Annotated in this window: 24 protein-coding genes, 2 tRNA genes and 1 other RNA gene; 2 read left to right on the top strand and 25 right to left on the bottom strand. The window is 44.5% G+C overall.

Annotated elements, in window-relative coordinates; all coding sequences use genetic code 11:
• Nucleotides 1-35: 35 nt before the first annotated feature.
• The 8 genes from CALPO_RS0100710 to CALPO_RS0100680 all read right to left on the bottom strand — a co-directional run bounded on the left by CALPO_RS0100710 (nt 36) and on the right by CALPO_RS0100680 (nt 7,936).
• Entirely contained in the window at nt 36-1,184 is a 1,149-nt protein-coding gene (locus tag CALPO_RS0100710; protein WP_026485628.1) for a DNA polymerase IV, read from the bottom strand.
• A 21-nt stretch (nt 1,185-1,205) separates the two neighbouring features.
• A complete protein-coding gene (locus CALPO_RS0100705; RefSeq protein ID WP_026485627.1) occupies nt 1,206-2,555 on the bottom strand; it encodes a DUF4129 domain-containing protein in 1,350 nt (449 codons plus the stop codon).
• Nucleotides 2,539-3,678, bottom strand: a complete 1,140-nt coding sequence (locus CALPO_RS0100700) for a DUF58 domain-containing protein (RefSeq protein WP_026485626.1) — start codon at nt 3,676-3,678, stop codon at nt 2,539-2,541. The genes CALPO_RS0100705 and CALPO_RS0100700 overlap by 17 nt, the downstream gene beginning before the upstream one ends.
• A gap of 17 nt (nt 3,679-3,695) precedes the next feature.
• The gene (locus CALPO_RS0100695; RefSeq protein ID WP_026485625.1) at nt 3,696-4,655 is read right to left on the bottom strand and encodes an AAA family ATPase; all 960 of its coding nucleotides are present in this window, start codon (nt 4,653-4,655) and stop codon (nt 3,696-3,698) included.
• A gap of 44 nt (nt 4,656-4,699) precedes the next feature.
• Nucleotides 4,700-5,488 carry an HAD-IIA family hydrolase gene (locus CALPO_RS0100690; protein ID WP_035171818.1) on the bottom strand — a complete coding sequence of 263 codons (789 nt, stop codon included), beginning with the start codon at nt 5,486-5,488 and terminating at the stop codon, nt 4,700-4,702.
• A 35-nt stretch (nt 5,489-5,523) separates the two neighbouring features.
• Nucleotides 5,524-6,102 carry a Uma2 family endonuclease gene (locus CALPO_RS0100685; RefSeq protein WP_051585746.1) on the bottom strand — a complete coding sequence of 193 codons (579 nt, stop codon included), beginning with the start codon at nt 6,100-6,102 and terminating at the stop codon, nt 5,524-5,526.
• An 88-nt stretch (nt 6,103-6,190) separates the two neighbouring features.
• Nucleotides 6,191-6,527, bottom strand: an RNA gene (rnpB, locus tag CALPO_RS14065) — RNase P RNA component class A.
• A 59-nt stretch (nt 6,528-6,586) separates the two neighbouring features.
• Entirely contained in the window at nt 6,587-7,936 is a 1,350-nt protein-coding gene (locus CALPO_RS0100680; RefSeq protein ID WP_026485622.1) for an amino acid permease, read from the bottom strand.
• A gap of 155 nt (nt 7,937-8,091) precedes the next feature.
• Here CALPO_RS0100680 and CALPO_RS12825 point away from each other — a divergent pair, with 155 nt between their 5' ends.
• Together CALPO_RS12825 and CALPO_RS0100670 are read left to right on the top strand one after the other, a co-directional pair.
• Nucleotides 8,092-8,823, top strand: coding sequence for an oxygen-binding di-iron domain-containing protein (locus CALPO_RS12825; protein WP_051585745.1), 732 nt, complete (start codon nt 8,092-8,094; stop codon nt 8,821-8,823).
• A 13-nt stretch (nt 8,824-8,836) separates the two neighbouring features.
• Nucleotides 8,837-9,121: a hypothetical protein gene (locus CALPO_RS0100670; RefSeq protein WP_156940108.1), complete on the top strand. Its 285-nt coding sequence runs from the start codon at nt 8,837-8,839 to the stop codon at nt 9,119-9,121.
• Here CALPO_RS0100670 and CALPO_RS0100665 read toward each other — a convergent pair.
• From CALPO_RS0100665 to CALPO_RS0100585, 17 genes are all read right to left on the bottom strand, one after another.
• Complete coding sequence (locus tag CALPO_RS0100665) at nt 9,111-10,223, bottom strand: Nif3-like dinuclear metal center hexameric protein (RefSeq protein ID WP_026485620.1); 1,113 nt, start codon at nt 10,221-10,223, stop codon at nt 9,111-9,113. The two genes, CALPO_RS0100670 and CALPO_RS0100665, sit on opposite strands and share 11 nt — an antisense overlap.
• On the bottom strand, nt 10,171-10,875 hold the full coding sequence (locus tag CALPO_RS0100660; protein ID WP_035171815.1) for a tRNA (adenine(22)-N(1))-methyltransferase: 705 nt from the start codon (nt 10,873-10,875) through the stop codon (nt 10,171-10,173). The genes CALPO_RS0100665 and CALPO_RS0100660 overlap by 53 nt, the downstream gene beginning before the upstream one ends.
• 69 nt (nt 10,876-10,944) lie before the next feature.
• Nucleotides 10,945-13,581 carry a pyruvate, phosphate dikinase gene (gene ppdK / locus CALPO_RS0100655; protein ID WP_026485618.1) on the bottom strand — a complete coding sequence of 879 codons (2,637 nt, stop codon included), beginning with the start codon at nt 13,579-13,581 and terminating at the stop codon, nt 10,945-10,947.
• A gap of 138 nt (nt 13,582-13,719) precedes the next feature.
• A tRNA-Ile gene (locus tag CALPO_RS0100650) sits at nt 13,720-13,792 on the bottom strand.
• A gap of 7 nt (nt 13,793-13,799) precedes the next feature.
• Nucleotides 13,800-13,871 (bottom strand) — tRNA-Asn (locus tag CALPO_RS0100645).
• 116 nt (nt 13,872-13,987) lie between these two features.
• Nucleotides 13,988-15,121 carry an RNA polymerase sigma factor RpoD gene (rpoD, locus tag CALPO_RS0100640; RefSeq protein ID WP_026485617.1) on the bottom strand — a complete coding sequence of 378 codons (1,134 nt, stop codon included), beginning with the start codon at nt 15,119-15,121 and terminating at the stop codon, nt 13,988-13,990.
• Nucleotides 15,114-16,928 carry a DNA primase gene (gene dnaG / locus CALPO_RS12820; RefSeq protein WP_035171813.1) on the bottom strand — a complete coding sequence of 605 codons (1,815 nt, stop codon included), beginning with the start codon at nt 16,926-16,928 and terminating at the stop codon, nt 15,114-15,116. Before dnaG ends, rpoD begins: the two co-directional genes overlap by 8 nt.
• Before the next feature lie 57 nt (nt 16,929-16,985).
• Nucleotides 16,986-17,984 (bottom strand): deoxyguanosinetriphosphate triphosphohydrolase, encoded by a 999-nt coding sequence (locus CALPO_RS0100630; RefSeq protein WP_026485616.1) that lies wholly within the window; start codon nt 17,982-17,984, stop codon nt 16,986-16,988.
• A gap of 76 nt (nt 17,985-18,060) precedes the next feature.
• Complete coding sequence (locus CALPO_RS0100625; protein WP_084295112.1) at nt 18,061-19,434, bottom strand: glycine--tRNA ligase; 1,374 nt, start codon at nt 19,432-19,434, stop codon at nt 18,061-18,063.
• 107 nt (nt 19,435-19,541) lie between these two features.
• Nucleotides 19,542-19,964: a DUF4342 domain-containing protein gene (locus CALPO_RS0100620; protein WP_026485614.1), complete on the bottom strand. Its 423-nt coding sequence runs from the start codon at nt 19,962-19,964 to the stop codon at nt 19,542-19,544.
• Nucleotide 19,965: 1 nt separating this feature from the next.
• Nucleotides 19,966-20,715 (bottom strand): DNA repair protein RecO, encoded by a 750-nt coding sequence (gene recO, locus CALPO_RS0100615; protein WP_026485613.1) that lies wholly within the window; start codon nt 20,713-20,715, stop codon nt 19,966-19,968.
• The gene (locus CALPO_RS14535) at nt 20,712-20,843 is read right to left on the bottom strand and encodes a YqzL family protein (RefSeq protein WP_156940107.1); all 132 of its coding nucleotides are present in this window, start codon (nt 20,841-20,843) and stop codon (nt 20,712-20,714) included. The genes recO and CALPO_RS14535 overlap by 4 nt, the downstream gene beginning before the upstream one ends.
• Before the next feature lie 105 nt (nt 20,844-20,948).
• Nucleotides 20,949-21,833 carry a GTPase Era gene (gene era / locus CALPO_RS0100605; RefSeq protein WP_026485612.1) on the bottom strand — a complete coding sequence of 295 codons (885 nt, stop codon included), beginning with the start codon at nt 21,831-21,833 and terminating at the stop codon, nt 20,949-20,951.
• Between the two features lie 23 nt (nt 21,834-21,856).
• The gene (locus tag CALPO_RS0100600) at nt 21,857-22,555 is read right to left on the bottom strand and encodes a diacylglycerol kinase (protein ID WP_026485611.1); all 699 of its coding nucleotides are present in this window, start codon (nt 22,553-22,555) and stop codon (nt 21,857-21,859) included.
• Nucleotides 22,552-23,022, bottom strand: a complete 471-nt coding sequence (ybeY, locus tag CALPO_RS0100595) for an rRNA maturation RNase YbeY (protein ID WP_026485610.1) — start codon at nt 23,020-23,022, stop codon at nt 22,552-22,554. The genes CALPO_RS0100600 and ybeY overlap by 4 nt, the downstream gene beginning before the upstream one ends.
• A 17-nt stretch (nt 23,023-23,039) precedes the next feature.
• Nucleotides 23,040-25,082 (bottom strand): HD family phosphohydrolase, encoded by a 2,043-nt coding sequence (locus CALPO_RS0100590; protein WP_051585744.1) that lies wholly within the window; start codon nt 25,080-25,082, stop codon nt 23,040-23,042.
• Nucleotides 25,083-25,088: 6 nt separating this feature from the next.
• Entirely contained in the window at nt 25,089-26,033 is a 945-nt protein-coding gene (locus CALPO_RS0100585; protein WP_051585759.1) for a PhoH family protein, read from the bottom strand.
• Nucleotides 26,034-26,045: the final 12 nt, after the last annotated feature.

Below are 26,045 nucleotides of genomic sequence, written 5' to 3'. Positions count from 1 at the left end.
TTTGCCTCCTTTCGATAAATTCTTTTTATACTATTTTACCAATTTTTAAAATCTTTAGCGGTCTTTATTATTCCCTCTCCTAACTTTTTATTTACACTGTTCAGTATCCTCTCTATTTTAAGGCGCCTTTGAATGCTCTCATCAAAAATAGATAATTGTTCGCACCTTTTATCGCTCAAATTTGATACCGACAGCCCTATAAGCCTTATTTTTTCTTCAAAATGTACTTCCTCCATTAACTCACGAGCAATCCTGTATATTTGGCTTTCTGACCTTATATAGTCGCCAACAGTCCTGCTCCTCGTATGCGTCACAAAATCCGCCGTCTTTATTTTGACCGTAACTGTTCTGGCAAGTAACCCGCTTTCGGCTAATTCTGTAAATATCTCTCTGGCAAATCTCTCTAAATACCCACACAACAGCGACTTATCGGTGGTATCCTGTAATAGCGTCGTTTCTTTCCCGATAGATTTTACATCTCTCGTAACGATAACGGGCCTTTCATCTATCCCTCTTACCCGGTTGTATATGTCAATACCGTATTTGCCGAAGATATCCTGTAGCTGTGCCTGCGAGAGCCCTAAAAGGTCATCGATGGTCCTTATTCCCATGCCATCAAGCTTTTGGGCGGACTTTTTCCCTATACCGTATACTTTGCTGACAGGCAAAGGCCTCAATATGTCGGGTACCATCTCTTGGGTTATAACCATAAGGCCATCGGGCTTGTTCCAATCTGACGCCAGCTTGGCCAGAAACTTATTGTACGATACGCCTGCAGATATGGTAAGGCCCGTAGTCTCTTTTACCTTACGCTTTATCTCGCGGGCCACATCAACCGGATCTCTATCGATCCCGGTCACATCCAGATACGCCTCATCAATGGATACAGGTTCCACTACATCCGTTATGCCGTACAGTATGGAAAATATTCTGTCTGACACCTCCTTATACCGGTTGTGCCTTGTGGGCAAAAACACACCATGGGGGCACAGCTTCCTTGCCATATACATGGGCATTGCCGAATGCACGCCGTATTTTCTCGCCTCATAAGAACATGTGGCAACAACACCCCTGCCCGAAATACCGCCTACAATCACAGGCTTCCCTTTCAGCTCAGGTTTGTCGTGTTGTTCTACCGACGCAAAAAAGGCGTCCATGTCCACATGGATTATCTTTCTGCTCATGCCCATTCATCTCCTACGCCTTTATTTATCTCTACTCTTCACCAGCTTATCCCTATACCTCTTTGCCTCTTTTACGCTTTCATCAGTAATAGCGCAATTGCTGTAACGCGCCCTTTTGTACAGGGCCGTAAGATTCTCAAAATCGGGATCTACCCATGGAAAGACCCGCTTTATGTTGCGGTGAATTTCATCAGGTGTAAAGGAAGCGTTTATGCCACAGCGATTGTCTCCGTCCTTCATAGCCATGTGGTACACAGCCTCGCGGTACAGAAAGCGCAGGTACTCTACAGGCGTTTCAAATCTCCTCCTTAGCCTTTTTATGTGGCGGCTTACCGAATGGCGTAACTTTTTGGCCTGCTCCACCAATACATCATCCCACGAAAATATAAAATTCCGCTCCTCATCTTCCCTGTGCATATAAGCAGTTACAAAGGCGAAAAACCATCTTAATACTGCCCTGACTACAGCGTAGACAAGGGCTGCTATAATCACCACCGTCACGGCGTAGAGGATATACTCTAAAATGGCTTTTATTATAGCAACCCAGTGGGAAGGATCTTTACCCTGTAGCATATTTATGCTTTCAGAAACATGAGGCGTATTGTCGACATGGCTGGAATGCGACTTATTCAGCCATGTTATCAACCACCGCAAAGCCAGTGTCACGATATACCTTACGGCATGCCCAGCGTATTGCGCTATAGCAGATAAAAGCCTTACTACGTACTTAAACCAAAATATAAGCACAATAAAGCCAGAGCACATAAGGGAAAACAACAGGTTTCTAAGCCTTACGTCCTTGTGACTCGCCATGGACTCAGCATTCATCAGCTCAAACATGTTGAGCAATTGGAGTTGATTCAATAGCGCCATAGACAATACGACGAAAACCACGGCAAGCCCTATAACCGTACCTTCAAACCAGTTAAAATCTCTGTACAGCACAGAAGTCCCATACGCGATAAAGAGGACAGCAAGGCCGCCGATAAACTTAGACCTGCCGTAAACGTTTTTGAAACTACAACGGGCAAAACTCACACCGCGCGCGTAACTCACTAGCGAAAACAGGCAAAACAAAGCCACGGAAAGCACACCCCACCTGCGCATCACAACCGGCGCAGCGATCCCTAAAGGCAAAATCCCTATGAGATACGACGTCACACTGTATACAGCGCTTTTTTTCTGAAGCAAAAGGTCTGTAATCACTATCCCCATAAGCATAAACGCAAAGAAGACAGGCCAATATTCCGTTGCGGCTACCCTGTTGCGGTACACAAGGTAATAGGAATAGGCCATCCATGGCATATACAGAATGAATTCAGCCATGCACCCCGCAAGCCTAAACGCAACTCTCCTAATGTACTGACTCAACCAGTTCCCCTTCTTTCGAGATCACGTAAAAGTTCACATCCTTTAACGGGTACCTGTCCCAACCTTCATCGTCCATAGCTGCTATGCTCACCGAAATACGGCTTTTATCTATGTTCTCGATAACAGAAGCCATGTCGTCGTCAATGTAGGAAGTTAATATCATAAGGTCAGAGTTGTAAGGTATGGAATCCACTAAGTCCGACAAAAAAGGCGAAAACTTAACCTGGTAATCAAAGGACAATCTTGCCAGTCCCTCCAGTATGCCTTTCATGTGCTCGCGGCTGCAACCTAAAGGCGTCTCCAGGTGAACCGCCCTGTCGTAGCCTTCCTGTAGCCCATTACTCACTACAGCTACGGGAATGCCGTTGTCCATGGCTTTCTGAGATAGCGAAGCACACAACCTCACACCTAGCTCCAGCACTTCGTAATCCACCCACGCCGACCGGTACTCCACGTTAAGCGCGATTATCAAGCTGGATGAAGCGGTAAAGTCGTGTTTTGCCACCTGCAGCTTCTGCTGTTTAGCGGTGGCAAGCCAGTTTATCTTGTTTAAGCTATCGGTGGGCTGATAGTCCCTGTAACCCGTAACATGAAAGGGATCCTCCACTATCCATCGCTTTACCACAAAGTCCCCTTGTATCAATCTGGCGGGAATCAAAACTTGATCGATATCTATTAAACGGGGATACACCGCAAAATGCCTGTCTACACTTACCGTCCTATAACAGCGGTGACCTTTAAATATGTCCCCTGTAACAAGATCCACCTGATCCACCGTGTAATATCCCCTTTTAGCACAGGACAAGAGATGCCTGCAGACGACCTGTTGATAGCTCCACAGCGAAAAAATCCGCTGGTAATACTGTTTGTCGCTTACGGTAACAAAAGCGCTGTTATAAAACTTTAGCTCTACAGGCATTTGTATCCTTATCCTCAGCCACAGTACAGGCAATATTTTATTGTTCGTAAAGCGCTCAATAAACCTTACGCTTTCCCCTTCAAACGCCGCATCCTGTTCAAACCAGCAATCATAAGTCAAGTTCTTCAAGGCGTATCGAGAAAAAAGAAAATCCTGAACGTAAACGATAACCAGCACCGCTATTATAAGCCATATAAACTCCACCAAAACTCCCCCTGCCTTTATAATGCCATAAAGTCCTCCGTTGGCGCCGGAACCGCCTGAAGGATCTCCGATATCACCTTTTGAGAATCAGTTCCTCTGACCCTGGCATTGCCCCTGAATATAATCCGATGACCCCATACAGGCACAGCCATTTCCTTTACATCGTCAGGTATCACATAATCTCGGCCTTTTAACACAGCCCACACCTGGCACGCTTTCATAATGGCAAGGCATCCCCTAGGGCTTATGCCCAGTTCGATATCTTTATGGTGCCTTGTGGCATCGGCAAGGTTTAATATATATTCTTTAACCGCATCGCTGACAAATACAGCGCTGTAACTGTTTTGAGCATCAACTATACATTCGGCATCGGCCACAGGCTTTATATCAAAAAGGGGGTTATTGTCGTTAAACCGGCTCATCATCACTTTCCCCTCTTCTAAAGTAGGATATCCCATGTGCACCTTCATCAAAAACCTGTCCAGCTGCGCTTCAGGCAATGGAAACGTTCCCTGAATTTCCACAGGATTTTGAGTGGCTATGACGAAAAAGGGCCTCTTTAACAAATGGGTTTCTCCGTCAATGGTAACCTGCCTTTCTTCCATGCACTCCAGGAGGCTGGACTGGGTCCTGGGAGTAGCCCTGTTTATCTCATCTGCCAATATAACCTGAGAAAATATAGGACCAGGTCTGAACACAAATTCTCCCAGCTTTTGATTGTAAAAATTTATGCCGGTCAAATCAGAAGGGAGCAGGTCAGGTGTAAACTGTATTCTCTTAAATGTGGCGTTGATAGAATAGGCCAAGCTCTTGGCCATCATAGTCTTGCCCATGCCTGGCACATCCTCAAGCAAGACATGGCCGCCTGCGATCAATGCGGTCAACACCAGATCTACCACATCGCTTTTGCCCACTATTACCCTGGAAATATTATCCTTTATGTTGTCGCATAACCCCTTTATTTCCTCCAGCTTCACTATATAACCCCCTTATAAACTTTTTTCATAACTCGTGCCAGATGCTACCCCAGCAGAGAAATTATATCGCCTATGGAATCCACTACGTAATCAGGCTGTATATCGGATGCTTCAAGGTCTTCTCTTTTTGTTTCCCCTGTAAGGACCAGTATCGACGCTATTTTGGCGTTTATACCTGTCTTTATATCCGTGTAAAGCCTATCTCCCACAATTGCCAGCCTATCGGAACCGAGTCCTGTCCTCTCAAAAACCGACCGGATAATCTCTGGATAGGGCTTACCCACTATAAAAGGTTCTCGCCCCGTAGACGCTTTTATAAAAGCGATGATAGCTCCGCAGTCCGGCATATAACCCCCTTCTACAGGGCAATTGAAATCGGGATGTGTAGCTATGTAATTTACCCCATTTCTCACGTAATCACAGGCCTTCCACAGTTTATCGTACGTAAGGGTGGTATCAAAACCCACAACCACGTGATCGGGTTTGTCCTCTACGATATCTATGCCAAACCTTCTTAACTCATCTTCCAGATAAGGCGTACCTACTAAAAAAACCCTGTTGCCTTTATTTAATTTCTTTATATACATAGCCGTAGCTTCGCCTGACGTAAACACATCGCCTTCTGTTATATCGGAAACGCCCATATTTATAAGCTTTTTGACGTAATAACCTCTGTCCTTAGACGAGTTGTTGGTTAAAAAAAGATACCTCCTATCTGTGTTTTTTAAAAATTTCAGAAACTCTAACGCTCCTGGTATCAGCTTATCTCCTATATAAAATGTTCCATCCATATCTAATATAAAGCACTTTATGCCTTTCAATGATTTTGGCATCAACACAACTCCTCTCACGCTTTTCACTACATATTTTAGACAAATATCTCTCTTACCGCTATTGAAAGGTCCGGTAATATTCCCACATCAACTACACTGTCTTCATCGTAGATTCCGTATAAGTTATATTTCATATTCTCATCTATTCTGAATACCACAATATTCTTTTCCTCAGGGCTTGCAATCCAGTATTCTTTCACGCCGGCTCTTTCATACAGATTTCGCTTTGTAATGAAATCTCTGCTGGCGGTCGCAGGAGACAAAACTTCTACAATCATGTCCGGAGGGCCTTTGCAGTTTTTACCGTTTTCTATTTTATTTTCATCGCAAACAATAAAAACGTCAGGCTGAACAACTACATCCACGTCCTCTTCTTTTATATCCTCTCTTTGAGGAAACAGCACATCCAGAGGAGCGGTAAATACTTTGCACATTTTATCGTTCAGATACTCCTTAAACTTAAAGTATATATTTCCGACAGTAATCTGGTGTAACACAGAAGGAGAAGCTAGAAAGTGGGGAAAACCATCTATAATCTCATAGCGATTTTTTTCATCCCATTTCAGATAATCGCCGTATGTGTACCTTTTTTGTTTCTCCGGCATACCGCTCATTATAATAAAAACCTCCAGCAAAACTTTCTCTACTATTATTTATTATAACATAAAAAGCCATGGCATATAAACCATGGCTTTTTCACGAAAGGCGAGCAAGCCTGTAAGCCGGGTTCTGTCTTGGATGGTCATCTATCTAGGATGCCAGTTGCCTGGCATCTCCAGCGGCTTACCCAGAGGCATCAGCGGGCAACCTCATCGCCTCTATATTTAGCCTTGCTCCAGGTGGGGTTTACATGGACAGACCAGTCACCTGGCTGTCGGTGAGCTCTTACCTCACCTTTTCACCCTTACCGATGCATTCATCGGCGGTATATCTCTGTTGCACTTTCCTGGGAGTCACCTCCACTGGGCGTTACCCAGCACCCTGCCCTTTGGAGCCCGGACTTTCCTCGTGCAACGCACGCGACCATCCGGCTTACTCGCCTATTGCGTCTATTTTCACCAGCTTATATATACTAACATATATATAAGCTTATGTCAATCACCATTTTTTAAAAAGGCCAGTCCTTTCACCTACATTGTACAAAACCGTAAAAATAATAATTATGACCATGCCTGCGATAAATCCAATTCTCTCCTTAGGCACCACCAGCGACGACAACAGAGTGGCTACAACTCCAAAGATGCCAATCCACGAAAAATACGGGTAACACCGGGCTTTAAAAGCCAATTTGTTTTTCATGCCGCTTTTCTCCACGTAACGTCTGAACTTTATGTGGGTCATAAGTATGATAATCCAGTTGCTAAACTGTATGATGCCCGCGGAGCTGGTTATATACTCGTAGACCGTCCTGGGCAGAATATAGGAAAGCACTACCGCGACGACAAGCCCCAAGGATGTAGCCATTAGGGCGTATACAGGAACTCCACGGCTGTTTTCTCTCGTCAAAAATGTAGGTGCAAATTCACCTTGACCCAGAGAAAATAGAGCCTGGGTAACCCCGTACATAGCAGCGTTCATGGTGGTAAGGGCTGCTACCAGTATGACAAAGTTGAGAATGGAATCCGCATAAGGTACCTTGACGAACTCAAACAGCTTGACAAAAGGGCTTACTTTCGTGCTTATCAGCTTCCACGGAGTAATCGCTAAAAGCACCGCAAAAGAACCTGTATAGAGCACCGTCAGCATGACCAAAACATTTCTCAAGGCGCTCTTTATGGCATTCGGCGATTCAGCTTGATTGGCTGCCATTGCCATCACTTCAATACCCGCAAAGGATAAAAGAGACATCAACATGGCGTCGTATAGGCCTTTTACACCGTGAGGGAAAAAGCCGCCGTGCCTTATATAGTTTTCTAAACCTATGTCCACTCTACTGCGGGACAGTACAGCTATTATCGCAATCCCTGCCACGATGATAAAAACCAACGCTATTACCTTTACAACCGAAAAAATCGACTCAACAATGCTAAAGTCTTCCACCCCTAAAAAGTTTATACCTACAACCATAAGCGAATAAATCAACGTAAACACCCACAATGGAACGGATGGAAACCAATAGCTGGTAAATATCGCCGATGCCGTAACTTCGCTGGACATGACCAAAACACCTGCAGTCCAGTATAGCCAACCGCTCATAAAACCGTATCTATTGCCAAGTACTTCTTGAGCGTAGACTCTAAAAGATCCTGTCACAGGTTGAGCCGTAACCATCTCCACCAGGGCTTGAAACACCGTGTACATTAAAAAGGCGCTTATCAATGTGTTTATTAGTATAGCAGGCCCCGCTTCATTTATAGCGATGCCGCTGGCGAGAAAAAAACCCGCACCTATAACGCCTCCAACGCCCAGCATGGTCATCTTAGAGGCAGATATCTTTTCACGATCCACATTAATACCTCCCCTTTATATCATTTACCGTCGTACATAATCTATGCATTAGACCTCTATTTGGTTTGGATATTAATTTTTAATTAATATATATTGTACATTTTATGTCTTAATGGTATAATTTATTTGAAAATCCGGTCAAAGGAGAGGTAGAAATGGAAAATTACGATGTAAATAAAGCCGTAAAGTTAGATGATGGTATATATTGGGTAGGATATTTCGACGAATCCGCCAGCCTGCACTGCAACCCTTACATTATCGATGACGGCGAAGACGTGGTATTTATAGAACCCGGTTCTGTTCCCCATTATCCAATCGTGCTTAACAAAGTAGTCTCTGTTATCGACATAAGGAGGATAAATTACATACTGGAGTCCCACCAGGATCCGGACTTATGCGCATCCATACCCAAATTTGAAGAAGTCATAAACAGAAAAGACCTGGTAGTAGTAACCCACTCCAGAGCTGCCATATTGATGGCCCACTACGGGTTTAAGGCGCCATTTTACTACGTGGATCAAAACGACTGGAAATTGACTTTAAAGAGCGGAAGGGTGCTGAGGTTTATATTCACCCCTTACTGTCACTTCCCCGGGATGTTCGTCACGTACGATGAAAAAAGCAAAATACTTTTTTCAGGAGACATATTTGGCGCTTTCTCTTATGATTGGAACCTTTTTGCCAATAAGTACTATGTAGAGGCGATGAAGGCATTTCACGAAAATTACATGCCATCCAAGGAAATACTTAACAGAGCCATGGAAAAAATCGAAAAGCTGGACATCAAGATGATATGCCCACAGCACGGTTCCATAATAGACAAGGATATACAAAAATATATAGACGCTTTAAAAGAATTAGATCCCGGCGATTATATGTATTATTGAGAAAGGTCGTGGTATGATGGGAACATACAAAGATCTGATAGAGATGGTGGTAAAAAGGGAATTAGGTATTTTAGGAAAGGACAAGACCTTTGCCGTATTAAACGATCTAAACATAATCGCCGACGATGACGGCAACGTACACTCTATCGTCGGCGATGGCAAATCGGTTTTAAATAATCTGTTGGAAGAATTCGGCAAAAGATACGGGTTGTGGGCGGTTTTGGGCTGCAAGATCTCGGTACTAAAAGCAGCCAACGCTTATCACCTGGAGCTACCTGAGATACTGACTAGAAAATAGAAAAGGGTTGGATGTCCACCTGCGATTGCACCACTTCTAAACCGGTGTGGTGCAATTTTTCTTTTATGTAATCCGCAAGGCGCGGAACTATCACCTTTTCTGTCCCGTAATGGCCTGCGTCTATTACCGCAAACCCCGATGAGAGTACATCCTGCGCCTGATGGTATCCTAAATCCCCTGTGACCATGGCATCGGCGCCCTTAGCAATAGCTGACGATATAAGGCCTGTGCCGTTGCCTCCGCAGACAGCTACCTTTTTTATCCTTTTGCTTTTATCCCCTACTGCCCTCACAAAGGGAACAGAGAGCCTGGATTTCACGTAACAGGCAAACTCCCCCAGTTCCATAGCGCAATCTAGCTCGCCGATCCTACCCATGCCATAAACCCTGTAGGGTATGTCCTCAGGGTATACATCGTAAGCCACTTCTTCATAGGGATGAACCGAAAGCATGGCCTCAATTACGTTTTTTAAGCTGCCCTCAGGCACCACAGTTTCAAGGCGGTATTCCTCTGCCTTCTCCAGCTTACCCACTTCGCCTATAAAAGGATGAGTGCCCTCTAAAGGCTTAAAGGTCCCCACTCCTTCTGCTGCGAAAGAGCAATAGCTGTAATTGCCTATATGTCCGGCACCGGCTTTACACATGGCCTCTCTTACGGCATCCACGTAACCTTTAGGGACAAATACCACAACCTTTTTGAGCTTTTCGGTATAGCCTTGGTCTAAAATCTGCCTGTCTTTAATACCCAGTACATCGCACAGCGCGTCGTTAACACCTCCTATAGCGCAATCAAGATTGGTATGGGCTGCGTACAGCGCTATGTCGTTTTTTATGAGAAGATTGGCTGTATGACCCAAAGGTCCATCGTACCTTAAATTTTTAGCAGGGCGGTAAAAAAGCGGGTGATGGGTCACCAGTAAATCTGCCCCTCTTTTTATGGCCTCTTGTGCCACTGCCGGTACAGCATCCAGCGCCACCATCACCTTCCTTACCTCTTTATCAGGATCCCCTATTTGCAGGCCTACATTGTCACCATCTATGGCCAGCTTCTTAGGAGCCAGCTCCTCTATGACCTCTATCACATCGCGACACCTTAAGCTCACGTATTATCCCCTCCATCTCTTGGATTTTAAGCAAAAGCTTTTCATCCTCTTTTTGACCAAGTATATCCTTTATCATCCTTACCTTATTTTTCATATAAGGTACCAGCAGAGGATGCCTCATAGCGTAAAGAATAGGTCCTATCTCCATTAGGATGTCGCGCTCAACCTCCATATGCCCTTTTTGGGCCTTTATTATAGCGTATATTTTATGGCGATCCTCTACAAGATCCTCACCTATAATAGCGTATCCCGTATCCACAAGGTATTTTCTCACCAGGCCGTCGTCTTTCATAGGCTGTAAAATCAAAATAGAATCCTGTATTACACTTTTTCCTTCCTTCAGCATGTTAACCGTAAGGTCACCGCCAATACCCGCTATTATGATAGTATCGGCCTCACCAACTTTTAAAACCTCAAGGCCATCGCCCAACCGAAAGTCCACCCGCTGCTCAATTCCCATGCTTTTAGCCAGAGCCATGGCCTTTTTAAGGGAAGGAAGGCTTATATCGCTGGCTACAGCTTTTTGCGCTATAGCGTTGCTGACAAGATACGCGGGGATTTTACCGTGATCTGTTCCTATCTCTGCCACTACTTTGCACCTATCTACCATCTGAACTATGGCCGTCAATCTCTTGCTCAACTTACACTGCATAACACACGTCCTCTTTTTTATAAACGTATGGAGAGGTCTGAGACCTCTCCATATCTTTAAATATCTTTGTTATTTTGCAGCTCTCTTGGCTTTTACCGCTGCCTGGGCTGCTGCCAACCTTGCAATAGGCACCCTGTAAGGTGAGCAGGATACATAATCAAGACCTATATTGTGGCAGAACTCAATAGTGCTGGGATCTCCGCCGTGCTCACCGCATATGCCCAATCTTATGTCAGGCCTTGTGGCCTTGCCCAGCTCTACAGCCATCTTCATGAGTTTGCCCACGCCTTCCTGATCCACTTTGGCAAAAGGATCAAACTCGTATATCTTCTTATCATAGTAGTCGTTTAAGAACTTACCAGCGTCGTCGCGGGAGAACCCAAAGGTCATCTGGGTCAGGTCGTTGGTTCCAAAGGAGAAGAACTCTGCTTCCTGAGCGATCTTGTCGGCGGTTAAAGCGGCTCTAGGAACCTCGATCATGGTGCCCACGTGATATTCAACCCTGACGCCTTTCTCTTTTATGACTTCCTCTGCCACCTTAACTATTATGTCTTTCAGGTACTTGATCTCTTTAACATCGCCTACAAGAGGTACCATTATCTCCGCTTCTATTTCAATGCCTTTCTCCTGTTTAACCTCTATAGCTGCCTCCATTATAGCCCTTGTCTGCATCTCAGCTATCTCAGGATAGGTTATGGAAAGACGGCATCCCCTGTGGCCCAACATGGGGTTGAACTCTTTTAAGCTCTCCACTGTGGCCTTCAGTTCCTCAAATGTCAGCCCCATTTCCTTGGCCAGCGCTGCGATGTCCTCATCTTCGTGGGGTACAAATTCATGCAGAGGCGGATCTATAAGCCTTATGGTAACAGGATGGCTGCCCATAGCCTCGTACAGCTGCTTAAAGTCGTTTTTCTGCATGGGCAACAGCTTGGCCAGCGCCTTTCTCCTCTGTTCTTCGGTCTTGGAGACTATCATCTCCCTCATGGCAGGTATCCTGTCTTCATCAAAGAACATGTGCTCGGTTCTGCAAAGCCCTATGCCCTCTGCGCCAAATTTCACTGCTGTAGCGGCATCTCTAGGCGTATCAGCATTGGTCCTTACTTTAAGCTTCCTTACCTTGTCTGCCCATCCCATAAGTATGGCGAAGTTACCTGTGACCGCAGGCTCCACCGTAGGCAGCTGCTCACCGTATACATAACCCGTACTGCCGTCCAGCGAGATCCAATCGCCTTCCCTGTAGGTCTTGCCTCCCACTGTAAAGTATTTGCCTTCTTCGTTTATGTTCAGCTCTCCGCAGCCTGCCACACAGCAGCGGCCCATACCCCTAGCCACCACCGCAGCATGGGATGTCATACCGCCCCTGCCGGTGAGGATACCTTGAGATGCGTACATACCTTCGATATCCTCTGGGGACGTCTCCAATCTGACCAGTATGGTCTTTTCTCCGGCTTTCGCGTGCTTTACAGCCTCTTCTGCAGTAAAGTATATCCTACCTGTAGCCGCTCCTGGAGAAGCCGGCAGTCCTTTTGCTATAGGCTTAGCCTCTTTCAACACCTTCTCATCAAAGGTAGGATGCAGCAACTGATCCAGCTGCTTGGGATCAACCCTCAACACAGCCTCTTCCTCGTCTATCAGGCCTTCGTTTACCATATCTACTGCTATCTTAAGGGCAGCCACGGCAGTCCTCTTACCGCTTCTCGTCTGCAACATGTAGAGCTTACCCTTCTCTACAGTAAACTCCATATCCTGCATATCCCTGTAGTGATTCTCTAACTTATGAGCTATCTCTACAAACTGGTTGTAAACTTCAGGAAGGGTCTCTTGCAACTGAGATATAGGCTGAGGCGTCCTGATACCTGCCACCACGTCTTCACCCTGGGCATTCATGAGGAACTCGCCAAACAAGGCCTTCTCTCCAGTAGACGGATTGCGGGTAAAGGCAACACCTGTTCCTGAATCATTGCCCATGTTGCCAAACACCATAGCCTGAACGTTAACCGCTGTTCCCCAATCGCTGGGTATATCGTTCATTTTCCTGTAGACAATTGCCCTGGGGTTATTCCAAGACCTGAAAACAGCTTTTACGGCCTCCATCAGCTGCTCTTTGGGATCCTGGGGGAACTCCACACCCATTTCCTTCTTATACAGCTCTTTGTACCTCTTAACTACTTCTTTGAGGTTTTCCGCGGTTAGGTCAGTATCGTACTTAGCGCCGTTCTCTTCTTTGACAGCGTCCAGTATGGCCTCAAATTTGTTTTTATCAATGCCCTTAACCACATCAGAAAACATCTGAATAAACCTTCTGTAGCTGTCATAAGCAAAGCGCTCGTTATTGGTGCTCTTGGCCAGGCCCAGCACAGATTGGTCGTTTAAGCCAAGGTTTAAAATGGTGTCCATCATACCAGGCATTGAAACCCTAGCACCCGATCGAACAGAAACCAAGAGAGGGTTTTCAATGTCGCCAAATTTCTTGTTCATGACTTTTTCCAATTCAGCCAGCTTCTCATTTATCTGTTCCACGATCTCTGGAGCAATCGTTTCGCCGTCCTCATAATATCTAGTACATGCTTCTGTAGTAACAGTAAACCCTGGAGGCACAGGCAAACCTAAATTGGTCATTTCTGCCAGGTTCGCACCTTTACCTCCCAAGAGGTTTCGCATATCAGCGCGACCTTCATTAAAAAAATACACGTACTTCTTGGTCATATGTAAACCCCTTTCCTCAAAGTTATGTATACATTTTAAACGTATACTCCAATGCTTTATTATACTACATCAAAAACATTTTTACAAGAGCACACAAAGACACAAAAAAAGCACATCTTTACTGGACGTGCCTATTAGTGGGCCTTCAGGGACTCGAACCCCGGACCGACCGGTTATGAGCCGGTTGCTCTACCAACTGAGCTAAAGGCCCTGTTCTGCTCCTCAGGTAGGACTCGAACCTACACCCTACCGGTTAACAGCCGGTCGCTCCACCATTGAGCTACTGAGGAAATTTCAACTGACAAAATTAATTATACATGCTCGCCAAGGGATTGTCAATACTTTTTTATGCCTTACATAGCAAAACCGGCATAATCCCTCCTTAAAGCGGAGAGGATCGTGCCGGCTACTCTAGAAAATCTTTTAATTTTTTGCTTCTGCTTGGGTGGCGTAGCTTTCTCAAAGCTTTGGCTTCAATCTGCCTTATCCTTTCACGGGTGACATTAAACTCTTTTCCCACTTCCTCTAGCGTCCTCGCCCTTCCGTCGTCAAGGCCAAATCTCAGCCTCAACACCTTTTCTTCTCTAGGCGTCAAAGTATCCAGCACGTCCATAAGCTGCTCCTTTAAAAGGGTAAATGCCGCAGCATCCGCTGGCGCAGGGATGTCCTCGTCTGGTATAAAATCGCCTAAGTGGCTGTCCTCCTCTTCTCCTATGGGGGTCTCCAGGGATACAGGTTCTTGCGCTATTTTCATTATTTCCCTGACCTTATCCACAGACATATCCATTTCCTTTGCGATTTCCTCCGGAGACGGCTCACGCCCTAACTGCTGCAGAAGCTGCCTGGATACCCTTATGAGCTTGTTGATGGTCTCCACCATGTGCACAGGTATCCTTATAGTCCTGGCTTGATCGGCAATAGCCCTGGTTATGGCCTGCCTTATCCACCACGTAGCGTACGTGCTGAACTTATAGCCCTTTCTATAGTCGAATTTCTCCACCGCCTTTAAAAGGCCTAGATTGCCTTCCTGTATCAGGTCAAGGAACAACATACCTCTTCCTACGTACTTTTTAGCAATGGAAACCACCAGGCGCAAGTTCGCCTCTGTAAGCCTCTTTTTGGCTTCTTCATCGCCTTTTTCTATCCTCTTAGCCAGCTCTATCTCTTCTTCAGGGGACAGCAAAGGTATCTTGCCTATCTCTTTTAAGTACATCCTCACAGGGTCATCTATATTTATATTATCTGGAATAGAAAGATCGAGATCCAGATCTTCTTCCACTCCATTTATATCTATGACATCGTCCACATCGCCGCTTAAACCCTTCACACCTTCATCCAAAGGATGATCTCCCACGATCTCTATCCCCATGGTTTCCAGGGTTTCATAAAACTTTTCTATTTGATCAGCATCTATATCCACATCCTCCAGGGTATCCATTATCTCCTGATATGTCAGAGAACCCTTTTCTTTGCCTGTCTGTATCAGCTTTCTAACCTTCATCATTTTGCTGTCGGCTTTGCTGTTCTCGTTTTTAGCCATTGTATCCCCTCCTTTCCAGCTTTTTTAGGTCCAAATCACATAATTCCCTTTTAATTTCCATAACCTCCTGTTGTAACTTTTTTATAATATTTATGTCTTTACTTTGGTTTATATTAACAGTAAGTTCTGAGATCAATCTTTTTAACTTTTCCCTTTTTAACAAATAAATACCCTCCATCAGGGCATCTTCAGGTCTTTCAGGTAACCTCAAGGACGCAATCCTGCTGACTTCCTTTATTTCATCATCTTTATTTAAAATTTCCATCATTTTTACTATATCAAAATTTTCATTTTGCAACGTCTTAGCCTTTAAATGATCCCATACCTTTTGGCTTAAAGGATGTTTGAGCAAATCCTTCTCTATAACCCCTATATACTTTTCCCTCAGGTCATCCCTGTTTAACAGGATGCTCAATACCGTCTCTTCCACTTTATCTACCAACGGCACAATGGCCTTAGCATTATCTTTTTCATAATCTATATTATGCCTGTAATTCCCATTTATATACTTAATATTCTTATTTTGTTGATATTTGCTCTTGACTTTTGATAAAATATGTGATTTAATAATATTTTCTTCAATACCCGTCAGCTCTGCCACATACTTTGCGTAAGCGTCCAATTTCACTTCATCTTCTACATCTGCCAGCACATCAGCTGCTCTTTGGACGAATACGGCCTTTTCTTCAGGGTTGTCCAACTTAAGCCCTTTCTGAGCCATCTTTAACCTGTATTGTATAAAAGGAACAGCCGCATCCTCTGCCTTTTTAAAAGCCTCTATTCCCGCCGCCCTGACAAATTCATCAGGGTCTTTGCCCTCCGGTATTTCCAATACCCTGATGTCCAGATGGGACTTCTCCAGTAAATACAGCCCTCGAACTGTAGCCATCTCTCCCGCTGCATCTGCGTCATATGCGACTATTACGCTGTTTTTATACCTTTTTATCAGCTCTACGTGGCTCTGAGTTAACGCCGTTCCCAGTGATGCCACAGCGTAATCAATACCCGCTTGATGGAGGGATATGGCGTCCATATATCCTTCCACGACGATAAAGTGATCAGATCTGCTCCTTTTGGCGATGTTCAATGCGTACAGAACAGAACTTTTATTAAACACCTCAGTGTCCGGCGAATTAAGGTACTTAGGTGCACTGCCATCGATAGATCTGGCCCCAAAACCTACTACGTTATTTCGTCCGTCTATTATAGGAAACATAACCCTGTTTCTATACCTGTCAAAGTATGACGTACCGCCTTTTCCTCTTATAACCAGCCCGGCTCTTACCATGTCCTCCTCGCTGTACCCTTTTGCTTTAAGGTATTTGAACAGGCTATCCCAGGCATTTTGCGAATACCCAAGCCCAAACCTTACAATGGTGCTTTCTTTGATCCCCCTGCTCTTTAAATAATTATAAGCAATCGCCCCTTGCCGACTCTTCAAATTTTCGTAGTAAAACCGCGCAGCCTCCCTGTTTATGCGGTAGAGAACCGCCTTGGGATCCTCTTTTTGCTCTTCCTCTATTGTTATTCCCGCTCTATCCGCAAGGAATTTGACGGCATCCGCAAAGCTCAAATTCTCTATGTTCATGATAAAACTTATTACATTTCCACCGCTTTGACATCCAAAGCAGTAATACACCTGTTTGTCTTCATCGACATAAAACGACGGTGTCTTTTCGCTGTGAAAAGGGCACAATCCCCTGTATTCCCTTCCGGATCTCTTGAGATTGACGTAATTTGAAACGACGTCAACTATATCGTTGCTCTCCATTACCTCCTGAATGGTGTCCTGTGAAAATTTAGCCATATGGCTATCACCTTTGCGCCTAGTAAATTATAATTCGACATATTTTCTAAAATTCCTTCATCTCTTCCATGAATCCGGTATAAAAATTTTCTTGAACATCTGAATAGCGTACTGATCAGTCATACCAGCGATGTAATCGCATACGGCTCTCTTAAGTGAATATCTATTAATCAACTTTATATACTCGGGAGGCATAAGTTCAGGTCGCTTTTCAAAATAAAAAAACAGTTCTTTCAACAGGTTTTTCGCCTTCTCTTCTTCTTTCTTCGGCTCTGATCCTATATATATATTTTCGTACATATAATTCCAAGATACTTCCAACGCATACCTCATTCTGTCACTTAATATTATATCATTCTTGTCAAGGCTTTGCGTTATAATATCCACCACTATGTTGTTTATCCTCTCACTATGGGAAAACCCCAATACCTTAATAGTCTCTTCGGGCAGATCTTCTATCTTCAGTATTCCAGCTCTTATCGCGTCATCTATGTCATGGTTTATATACGCAATCCTGTCTGCCCATTGTATTATCTTGCCTTCCAGCGTGGAAGGCTTATCCTTTCTCGTGTGATTGAGTATGCCGTCTCTTACTTCCCACGTAAGATTAAGTCCACTTTCTCCTTCCAGAATGTCAACCACTCGCAGGCTCTGCTCATTATGCCTGAAACCATCAGGCATTATCTCGTTTAAAACGGCTTCACCAGCATGACCGAAGGGCGTATGGCCCAGATCATGGCCAAGAGCTATGGCCTCTGTCAGGTCCTCATTTAACTTCAGACCCCTTGCGATCGTCCTCGCGATCTGGGCCACTTCAAGGGTATGGGTCAACCTGGTCCTGTAATGGTCTCCCAAAGGTGATATGAATACTTGGGTTTTGTGTTTTAACCTCCTGAAAGCCTTGCTGTGTATTATCCTGTCTCTATCCCTTTGAAACTCTGTCCTTATAGTGCACTTAGGCTCATCCCTAAGCCTGCCTTTGGTATTAGAACTCAACGCAGCATACGGAGATAGGATCATCTTTTCAATCTGTTCTGTCCTCTCCCTTATATTCATAAGCACCTTCCCCTTTTATATTATTTCTACACCTGTGGCCGTTTTCCTGCAAAAATTTAAACCCACGTCAGTGGGTTTAAAATGTCAACCTCTCATCAAAGTACTCCTTAAGGCCGCTTATGGGGACTCTGACCTGCTGCATGGTATCCCTGTCCCTCACGGTGACACTTTGGTCATTTAACGAATCAAAATCCAGCGTTACACAATAAGGCGTACCTATCTCATCCTGCCTTCTGTACCTCCTACCTATACTCCCCGTCTCATCAAAATCTACTGTATACCACCTTCTGAGCTCTTCATATACCCTAAGGGCCTCGCCACTGAGTTTTTTCACCAAAGGCAACACAGCCACTTTAATCGGCGCTAGAGCATGGTGCAACCTGAGCACTGTGCGCACCTCTCCCCCTTCTAGCTCCTCTTCCCTGTAAGCGTCCACTAAAAAGGCCATAGCCAACCTGTCCACGCCTACAGATGGCTCTATACAATAAGGTATGTACTTTTCACCGGTGGCAGGGTCCATGTAAGACATATCCTCTCCGGAGTGTTGCATATGCTGCCTAAGGTCAAAATCGGTTCTGTCGGCTATGCCCCACAGCTCACCCCACCCAAATGGGAACAGGTATTCTATATCCGTGGTGGCGTTGCTGTAATGGGATAATTCCTCTTTGGAATGATCTCTCAACCTTATGTTCTCGGCATTCATCCCCAGTGACAACAGCCAGTCGTAGCAGAACTTTTTCCAGTACTCAAACCACTCCATATCCTCGCCTGGCTTGCAGAAAAATTCCAGCTCCATCTGCTCAAACTCCCTGGTCCTGAATATAAAATTTCCAGGGGTTATCTCGTTTCTGAAGGACTTACCAATTTGCCCTATGCCAAAAGGTATCTTCTTCCTGGTCGTTCTCTGTACATTTTTGAAGTTCACAAAAATGCCCTGGGCTGTCTCTGGCCTTAAGTATATCTCCGCTTTTGAGTCCTCCGTGACTCCCTGATACGTCTTAAACATCAGGTTAAATTTCCTTATGTCTGTAAAATCCCTGGAGCCACAATGGGGGCACGGTATATTTTTCTCTCTTATGTACTTCACCATCTGCTCATCAGACCAGCCATCCACTGTGATCCCTTCTACCCCGTGCTCTTTAAGGTAGTCTTCTATGAGCTTGTCAGCTCTGAATCTGACCTTGCAATTCCTGCAGTCGATAAGAGGGTCACTAAATCCTCCCACATGCCCTGAAGCCACCCATACCATGGGGTTCATCAGTATAGCTGTATCCACCCCTACATTATAGGGGTTCTCCTGTATAAATTTTTTCCACCATGCTTTTTTTATGTTGTTTTTTAACTCTACGCCCAGCGGGCCGTAATCCCACGCGTTTGCCAAACCTCCATATATCTCTGAACCCGGAAATACAAAGCCTCTGGATTTGCACAAAGCCACCAATCTGTCCATTGAATTTAAAGCGCTCACAACTTTTCCTCCTTAAAAAGTGCGTTGTTTTTTATTATAACATGGTATATATAACAATAGCAAGCGGCTTAAATTATTTAAGCCGCTTGTCACATCTTTCCTTTGTTGTCTTTTTCCGAAACCATTATTGAGGTAATTTCCCCGCTAGGCCGCTCTATCTGAAGCGTGTACTCCGCTGCCAGAGCGATAACAGAACCCAGCAACGCAAGGTAAGGGAAAAACACAGTGGTTATTACCCCTACAGTCACAGGTATATCCACTATCACTTTATCTCCTTTTTTAACCCTTATTTTCGTCACATTCCCTTTTTTAATTATATCCTCCAGTTTTTTTAGCAATTCAGAACCTTTTACACTTATGTTTTCAGACCACGTGCTTTTACCTTCGTTTTCCAGATATATAATGGCATCCACCACATTGCCACCCGTCTTCTCTAGCGCTTCTTTTGCTTTGCTGTAGCTAACACCTGTTCTCTCTCTAATGATATCTATATCCTCCAAACGCACATCCACATCAAACACTCACTTTCTCGATAAATTTTAGCGATTTAAACTCTCTGTCAAAGTAATAGCTCACAAATTCTGCCAACAGCCTGTTTATTTGAACAGATACGCTATCATCCAAAGCGAGGTTTTTAGCGTTCCTCATATTTGACGCCAGCACATACCTCAACACCGCTATTACTTCAGGAGCCACCTTTTGTACTTCTAAGTTATTGTAAGCACATCTGGGGCAAACTATACCCCCTTCTCTTATGCTGAAGTAAATCGGCACCTCAACAGGCGATTTACATTGGACGCAACAGCCCAGTTCAGGCATAAAACCAGCTATGCTTATAGCCTTCATCACAAAGTAGATCAGATAGCTCTCAAGGTTTTCTTTACACCTGTCCAGCTCTTCTAATGTGCTTACCACCAGCCTGTACAAAGGGTAATTAGGTTGCCCTTCCGTCCCTACATACGTCACCAACTCGACTACAGCGCTGGCATAAGGAAATTTATTCACGTCACTGTAAACGCTCACAAAGGATTTTACCGATTCACATTGAGTTACCGTGTAAAAGGTCTTGCCCCGATAAAGGTCATAATACCCCCTTGACAAAAGCTGCGTTCCAAAAGCCAACCTGCTTTTGCTCTTGCGTGCCCCTTTGACCACAGCGCGCAGCAACCCATAAGGGCCTGTCAACAGCGTAATCAATCTGTCGGCTTCCCCAAAATCCTGGCACTTAACCACAACAGCCTGCGTTTTTAGAAATTTTTTCATAACTTTGCCTTTTCTCGAAAACCCTTTTCCTTCAGTTTATAATAATAAATCTTTTCCAGATTCTTATATAATATATACACCCGTATATCACCGGTTTTCTTGAATAACTGCCACAACAACTCATTCATAGCACCTATTGGCCCCCTTCTCGCATCAATTGATCGGGTTCCTCGTTTCCCGCAGGCCTTATTGTTTCTAATATATACTTTAGCAAATTATATAAGCGATGTCAATCAACGATACCCTAATATTTTTAAGATTTTTTCGTCATTTCTCCAATCTTTTTTGACCTTAACCCATAGATCCAAATAAACCTTGCTACCTAAAAGCCTCTCTATGTCTTCTCTGGCCATCGTGCCTATCTTCTTTATCATGCTTCCGTTTTTACCTATAATTATCATTTTGTGAGATTCTTTTTCGCAGTACACGGTCGCCCTTATCTCGACTAAATCTTTTTGCTCCACATACGTTATGCTCTCCACGTCTACCGCTATACCATGAGGCACCTCCTCTTTAAGGAGCAAAAGCATTTTCTCTCTGATCAACTCCGACACAATATTCCTCTCAGGCTGATCTGTAATCATATCTTCAGGAAAATACCGGGGGCCTTCGGGAAGCACTTTCTTTACTACATCAATCAATTCTTGCAGGTTGACGCCATTATGCGCGGAAATGCACACCACCGCCGTAAAATTCCCTAGTCTGCTGTACTCCTCAACTCTCTGCTTTAAAACCTCCTGATCTACCATGTCAATTTTATTCAAGACCAGTACTATAGGCGTTTTTACATCCTTTAAAAGCCCTGCTATGTATTTATCTCCAGAGCCCACCTCTGAATCCGCCTCTACCATAAACAATACGCAATCCACTTCCTCCAGCGTATTAAGGGCGGTCTTAATCATAAACTCCCCTAGTTTGTTCTTGGGCTTATGAAGCCCTGGGGTGTCTAAAAACACAATTTGATAATCTTCTCCTGATAATATGCCCTTTATCTCATTGCGGGTCGTCTGTGGCTTATGGGATATGATTGAGATCTTCTCGCCCAGCAAGGCGTTCATAAGCGTAGACTTTCCCACATTGGTCCTACCTATAATCGTCACAAATCCTGATCGGTACATAACCACACCTCATTCCTAATCGTTTATTCTAATAATTGGAATATCAATACGCTTACGGCCATGCCCAATGCCGCTCCAGCTATTACCTGGTACAAATCGTGGATCCTGCCCTCTACTCTAGACTGGGCCACTAAAAAGGCCAGTAAAAACGCCAGTATAGCCACCAGCACGTTTTCAGTGAGAAAGGAAATGGACGTCGCTATACCAAACGCCAACGCGCTGTGACCGCTGGGCATTCCCCCTCTAAGGGGTATTCCCTCTTTAAAATAGGCTTTTAACACTATGGTGAGCATCATGATGAGTATAAGCACCACAAAGGTCAAGTACGGCGGGGAATGTTTAACTCTGTAGAAAACATTTCTAATTATTCCATTAGCTCTGTATATAAAAAGTATATACCCTACAGCAATCGCATTTAAGGCTGACACCAGCACGGCCCCAGCCGCTACGTCCTTGGCTATCGCCGCACAGCGGTGGTGCTTTTCGGTTATAAGATCCACTACAGCCTCGATGGCTGTATTCAACAGCTCAGTTACAAAGACCAGCGCAATGGAAAAAAGCAATATAAGGAATTCCCACTTATTCAAATCAAAAAAAAGGCTTAACAGCAATACAATGACGGCAATAGCAAAATGGACTTTCATATTCCTTTGAGATTTGAAAGCGTATATGACGCCATTTATGGCGTTATTAAAGCTATCTGCGATGTTCCTGGACTTCATTTTCTCTCTATACCCAATTCTGTTAGAATTTTTTCTTCTTTTTCCCTCATCACACGGGCATCTTCAGGCCTTTCGTGGTCATAACCCATAAGGTGCAACATACCGTGAACGGTTAAAAAAGCCATCTCCCTCTCAAAGCTGTGGCCGTAATCCGTCGCCTGGGATTTAGCCCTTGCCGCGGATATAACTATATCCCCCAACATTACCACGTCTGTGGCTTCCTGGATGATAGCATCGTCTCCTTCAAAGTCCATCATAGGAAAAGACAGTACATCTGTAGGTCTATCTACACTCCTATAGTCCCTGTTTAGTCTCCTGATCTCTTGGTCGTCTACAATAGAAATGCTCACTTCTACGTCCTCAAAGCCTTCAGACTTAGCAGCGCTTTCAGCTACTTTTACCAGCAGCTCTTTAAGCTCGTCGGTGATATCTACATCTTTCTGCCTGTCGTCAATGTAAACCTCCATCGCCATCTCCCTTTCTATTAGCTCTGTACCTCAGGGTATTCTATCCTATCGTGGAATATACCCATAAGGACTTTTTTAAAAGCGGTAGCTATATCTCCCAGGTCCTTAAAAGTCAGGTCACAGCTGTCAAACTGCCCATCTTCCATTCTCATCCTTATTATCTTCTTTATCATTTTATCTATACCTTCCTCAGTGGGATCGGACATAGACCTCACTGCTGCTTCTACCGAATCCGCCAGCATAACCAGAGCCGCTTCTTTGCTGGTAGGCTTGGGTCCAGGATACTTGTAATCTTTTTCTTCGCACTCTGACCCCGTGTTAAGCGCTTTGTTGTAAAAATAGGATACCAGGGTTGTACCGTGATGTTGCTCTATTATATCCCTTATCATTCCGGGCAATCGGTACTTTTTTGCCATATTAGAGCCGTCTTTTACGTGGGATACGATGACAAGATAACTCAGGTCAGGGGATATGCGGTCATGGGGATTGTCCATCGTCAACTGGTTTTCTTTGAAAAAATACGGTCTCGTGGTCTTGCCTATATCGTGGTAATACGCGCCTACTCTGGCCAACAGCCTGTCCGCCCCTATCTCGCTGGCAGCAGCTTCCGCCAGATTTGCCACGATGACGCTGTGGTGATAGGTGCCAGGAGCATCCAGCAGCAATTTTTTTAAAAGGGGCTGGTCAGGATTGGACAGCTCTATAAGCCTCATAGGGGTAACAACGCAAAAAGCAGCTTCCCAAAAAGGGAGGGTACCAATAGCAAATACCGTTGACACCAATCCGTTTAAAATCCCCCACGGACTTTCTTTAAAGACCATCATTATATCGCTGCTGTTTATGAGGCCAAGGCTTATAACGCCGATAGAGTTGGCGGCGCTCACCGCCAGCCCTGTCCACATGAGGGCATTTCGGTGGTTTGCCCTATGGAGCATCATAATGGCGACAATAGGTCCTACAAAGCCTATGGATATAAGTGCAGGGGTAAAGCCTATTATAGAGCTGCCTATAATAAGCAGCGCCAATACCCCTATAAGGGCTGTGATAAAGTCAAAAATAACCGTGGATAGCATAGCAAAGCTGCTTATAGGTATATAGTACACAGATACATCTTTAAAAGCCAAAAGGAAAAGCAAAGGAAGAATAAATAAAATGCTCAGCAAGAGCAGCTTGCTTATATCTTCCTTTAAATCCTTCTTAAACAGCACGATATACGCAGTCAAAATCCCTATTAACAAAGAGGAAAAGGATGCAACACCTGCGTAAAGCCACAAGTCAGTGTGACTTTGGTCTTTTAAAAGGCCCATTGCCTTTAAAATCCTGTACTGGTCCGGTGTCACTATATCCCCGCTCTTTATTATGCTCTGCCCTTTTTTGTACATCACTTTTTCCACGCTCTGGGCTGCTTGCATTTTAGCCATCCTAGTTTCTTCTTCGTTATATATCATATTGGGTTTAATCACTGCATCGATTATCTGCATCAACACACTTCTGGACTTATCAGGAATATCCAGTGTCAATATCTGGTTCTTGGCAGTTAACCTGGCACTGTCAATGCTGTCAATAGGCACAGGCTTTGAAAGGACGTCGTCTACTGTCTTTATGGCAATCGTTTTTAGCTGGGTCAACTGATCAACCTTCAAGCTCTGGAGGTATTCTATCAGTTTATCGTCCATGTCTATATAAGACTTTACGGCAGATATGTTAAGTTTGTCGCTACCTCTGCTTATAAATTCATTAAAAAAACCCTCTACTTTGCTTTGAGACTGCTGGAGCACGCTGTCGTCTAGATCGTATTTAGGCTTTACAGCATTGACAGCAGCGTCAACCTTGCGCTTGGTGGCGTATTCGTCTATGAAATCCCTGGGCGCTTTTATGTCGGTGTAGGATATATCCCCCACTTTTAACTCATATTTTTTAGGAGAAACGCCATTGAGCAGCACAAGAAATACGATTATATACACAGCCGCCAGCAAAATCAATTTTTCAATGCCCTTGGGCGAAATGGTCCTCCCGTAAACCCCCCGCAGGGAATTAAAGCGTCTTTGTACGCTGAGCATGGCGCCTCACCTGTTAGCTTTTACAGAGTAATTGCCCTTATTCCTCTTGTCATACTCGTTGTAAGCCTGTATTATCTTTTGCACCAGCGGGTGCCTTACCACATCGCGCTCTGTAAGGTACACAAAGGATATGCCTTTTATGCCTTCCAGTATATCCATAACCGTTACTAACCCGGACTCCTTATCTTTAGGCAAATCTATCTGAGTTACATCCCCTGTTATAACCGCTTTAGAGCCAAAGCCTATACGGGTCAAAAACATCTTCATCTGTTCAGGCGTAGTATTTTGAGCCTCGTCTAAAATGATAAAGGCATCATCCAAAGTCCTACCGCGCATGTAAGCGAGGGGCGCTACCTCTATAAGCCCTTTTTCAATGTACTTGTTAAAGGTATCGTAACCCAACATATCGTGGAGGGCATCGTACAACGGCCTAAGGTACGGGTCTACTTTATCCTGAAGGTCGCCTGGCAAAAAGCCCAGTTTTTCGCCCGCCTCTACAGCAGGTCTTGTCAATATTATCCTGTTGACTTCTCTATTTTTAAACGCAGCGATGGCCATCGCCATAGCCAGATACGTCTTACCTGTCCCAGCAGGACCTATGCCAAACACGATGTCGTTGTTTTTTATCGCATTTACATAATTTTTCTGCCCTATAGTCTTACACTTTATGTGCTTACCCCTAAAGGTTATAAGCACTACATCGGACAATATGCTCTTTATCTTTTCCTCCTCACCTACATTTATCAGATTCATAACGTACATTATATTTTGAGGCGTAATCATCTCGCCGTGCTCTAGCATCTCCAGCAACCTGTATATGAGTTTACACGCCGCATCCACTGCTTCGTCCTGGCCTTTTACCTTGAGCTCATTGCCCCTCGCGGTTACCTGTACATTTAAGCTCTCTTCTATCATCTTTATGTTTTCATCAAATTTGCCGAACAGGGCCATCGCAAACTCCAA

Source organism: Caldanaerobius polysaccharolyticus DSM 13641, assembly GCF_000427425.1.
Taxonomy (GTDB): Bacteria; Bacillota; Thermoanaerobacteria; order Thermoanaerobacterales; family Caldanaerobiaceae; genus Caldanaerobius; species Caldanaerobius polysaccharolyticus.
This window is presented reverse-complemented; position numbering and strand designations above follow the sequence as displayed.

What these genes read in the sequence shown, in the direction of transcription:
- CALPO_RS0100710 (WP_026485628.1), bottom strand. Translation starts at nt 1,184, where the DNA reads ATGAGCAGAAAGATAATCCATGTGGACATGGACGCCTTTTTTGCGTCG.
- CALPO_RS0100690 (WP_035171818.1), bottom strand. Translation starts at nt 5,488, where the DNA reads ATGCCAAAATCATTGAAAGGCATAAAGTGCTTTATATTAGATATGGAT.
- CALPO_RS0100685 (WP_051585746.1), bottom strand. Translation starts at nt 6,102, where the DNA reads ATGAGCGGTATGCCGGAGAAACAAAAAAGGTACACATACGGCGATTAT.
- CALPO_RS12825 (WP_051585745.1), top strand. Translation starts at nt 8,092, where the DNA reads ATGGAAAATTACGATGTAAATAAAGCCGTAAAGTTAGATGATGGTATA.
- CALPO_RS0100670 (WP_156940108.1), top strand. Translation starts at nt 8,837, where the DNA reads ATGATGGGAACATACAAAGATCTGATAGAGATGGTGGTAAAAAGGGAA.
- CALPO_RS0100660 (WP_035171815.1), bottom strand. Translation starts at nt 10,875, where the DNA reads ATGCAGTGTAAGTTGAGCAAGAGATTGACGGCCATAGTTCAGATGGTA.
- ppdK (WP_026485618.1), bottom strand. Translation starts at nt 13,581, where the DNA reads ATGACCAAGAAGTACGTGTATTTTTTTAATGAAGGTCGCGCTGATATG.
- rpoD (WP_026485617.1), bottom strand. Translation starts at nt 15,121, where the DNA reads ATGGCTAAAAACGAGAACAGCAAAGCCGACAGCAAAATGATGAAGGTT.
- dnaG (WP_035171813.1), bottom strand. Translation starts at nt 16,928, where the DNA reads ATGGCTAAATTTTCACAGGACACCATTCAGGAGGTAATGGAGAGCAAC.
- CALPO_RS0100630 (WP_026485616.1), bottom strand. Translation starts at nt 17,984, where the DNA reads ATGAATATAAGGGAGAGGACAGAACAGATTGAAAAGATGATCCTATCT.
- CALPO_RS0100625 (WP_084295112.1), bottom strand. Translation starts at nt 19,434, where the DNA reads ATGGACAGATTGGTGGCTTTGTGCAAATCCAGAGGCTTTGTATTTCCG.
- recO (WP_026485613.1), bottom strand. Translation starts at nt 20,715, where the DNA reads ATGAAAAAATTTCTAAAAACGCAGGCTGTTGTGGTTAAGTGCCAGGAT.
- CALPO_RS14535 (WP_156940107.1), bottom strand. Translation starts at nt 20,843, where the DNA reads ATGAATGAGTTGTTGTGGCAGTTATTCAAGAAAACCGGTGATATACGG.
- era (WP_026485612.1), bottom strand. Translation starts at nt 21,833, where the DNA reads ATGTACCGATCAGGATTTGTGACGATTATAGGTAGGACCAATGTGGGA.
- CALPO_RS0100600 (WP_026485611.1), bottom strand. Translation starts at nt 22,555, where the DNA reads ATGAAGTCCAGGAACATCGCAGATAGCTTTAATAACGCCATAAATGGC.
- ybeY (WP_026485610.1), bottom strand. Translation starts at nt 23,022, where the DNA reads ATGGAGGTTTACATTGACGACAGGCAGAAAGATGTAGATATCACCGAC.
- CALPO_RS0100590 (WP_051585744.1), bottom strand. Translation starts at nt 25,082, where the DNA reads ATGCTCAGCGTACAAAGACGCTTTAATTCCCTGCGGGGGGTTTACGGG.
- CALPO_RS0100585 (WP_051585759.1), bottom strand. Translation starts at nt 26,033, where the DNA reads ATGGCCCTGTTCGGCAAATTTGATGAAAACATAAAGATGATAGAAGAG.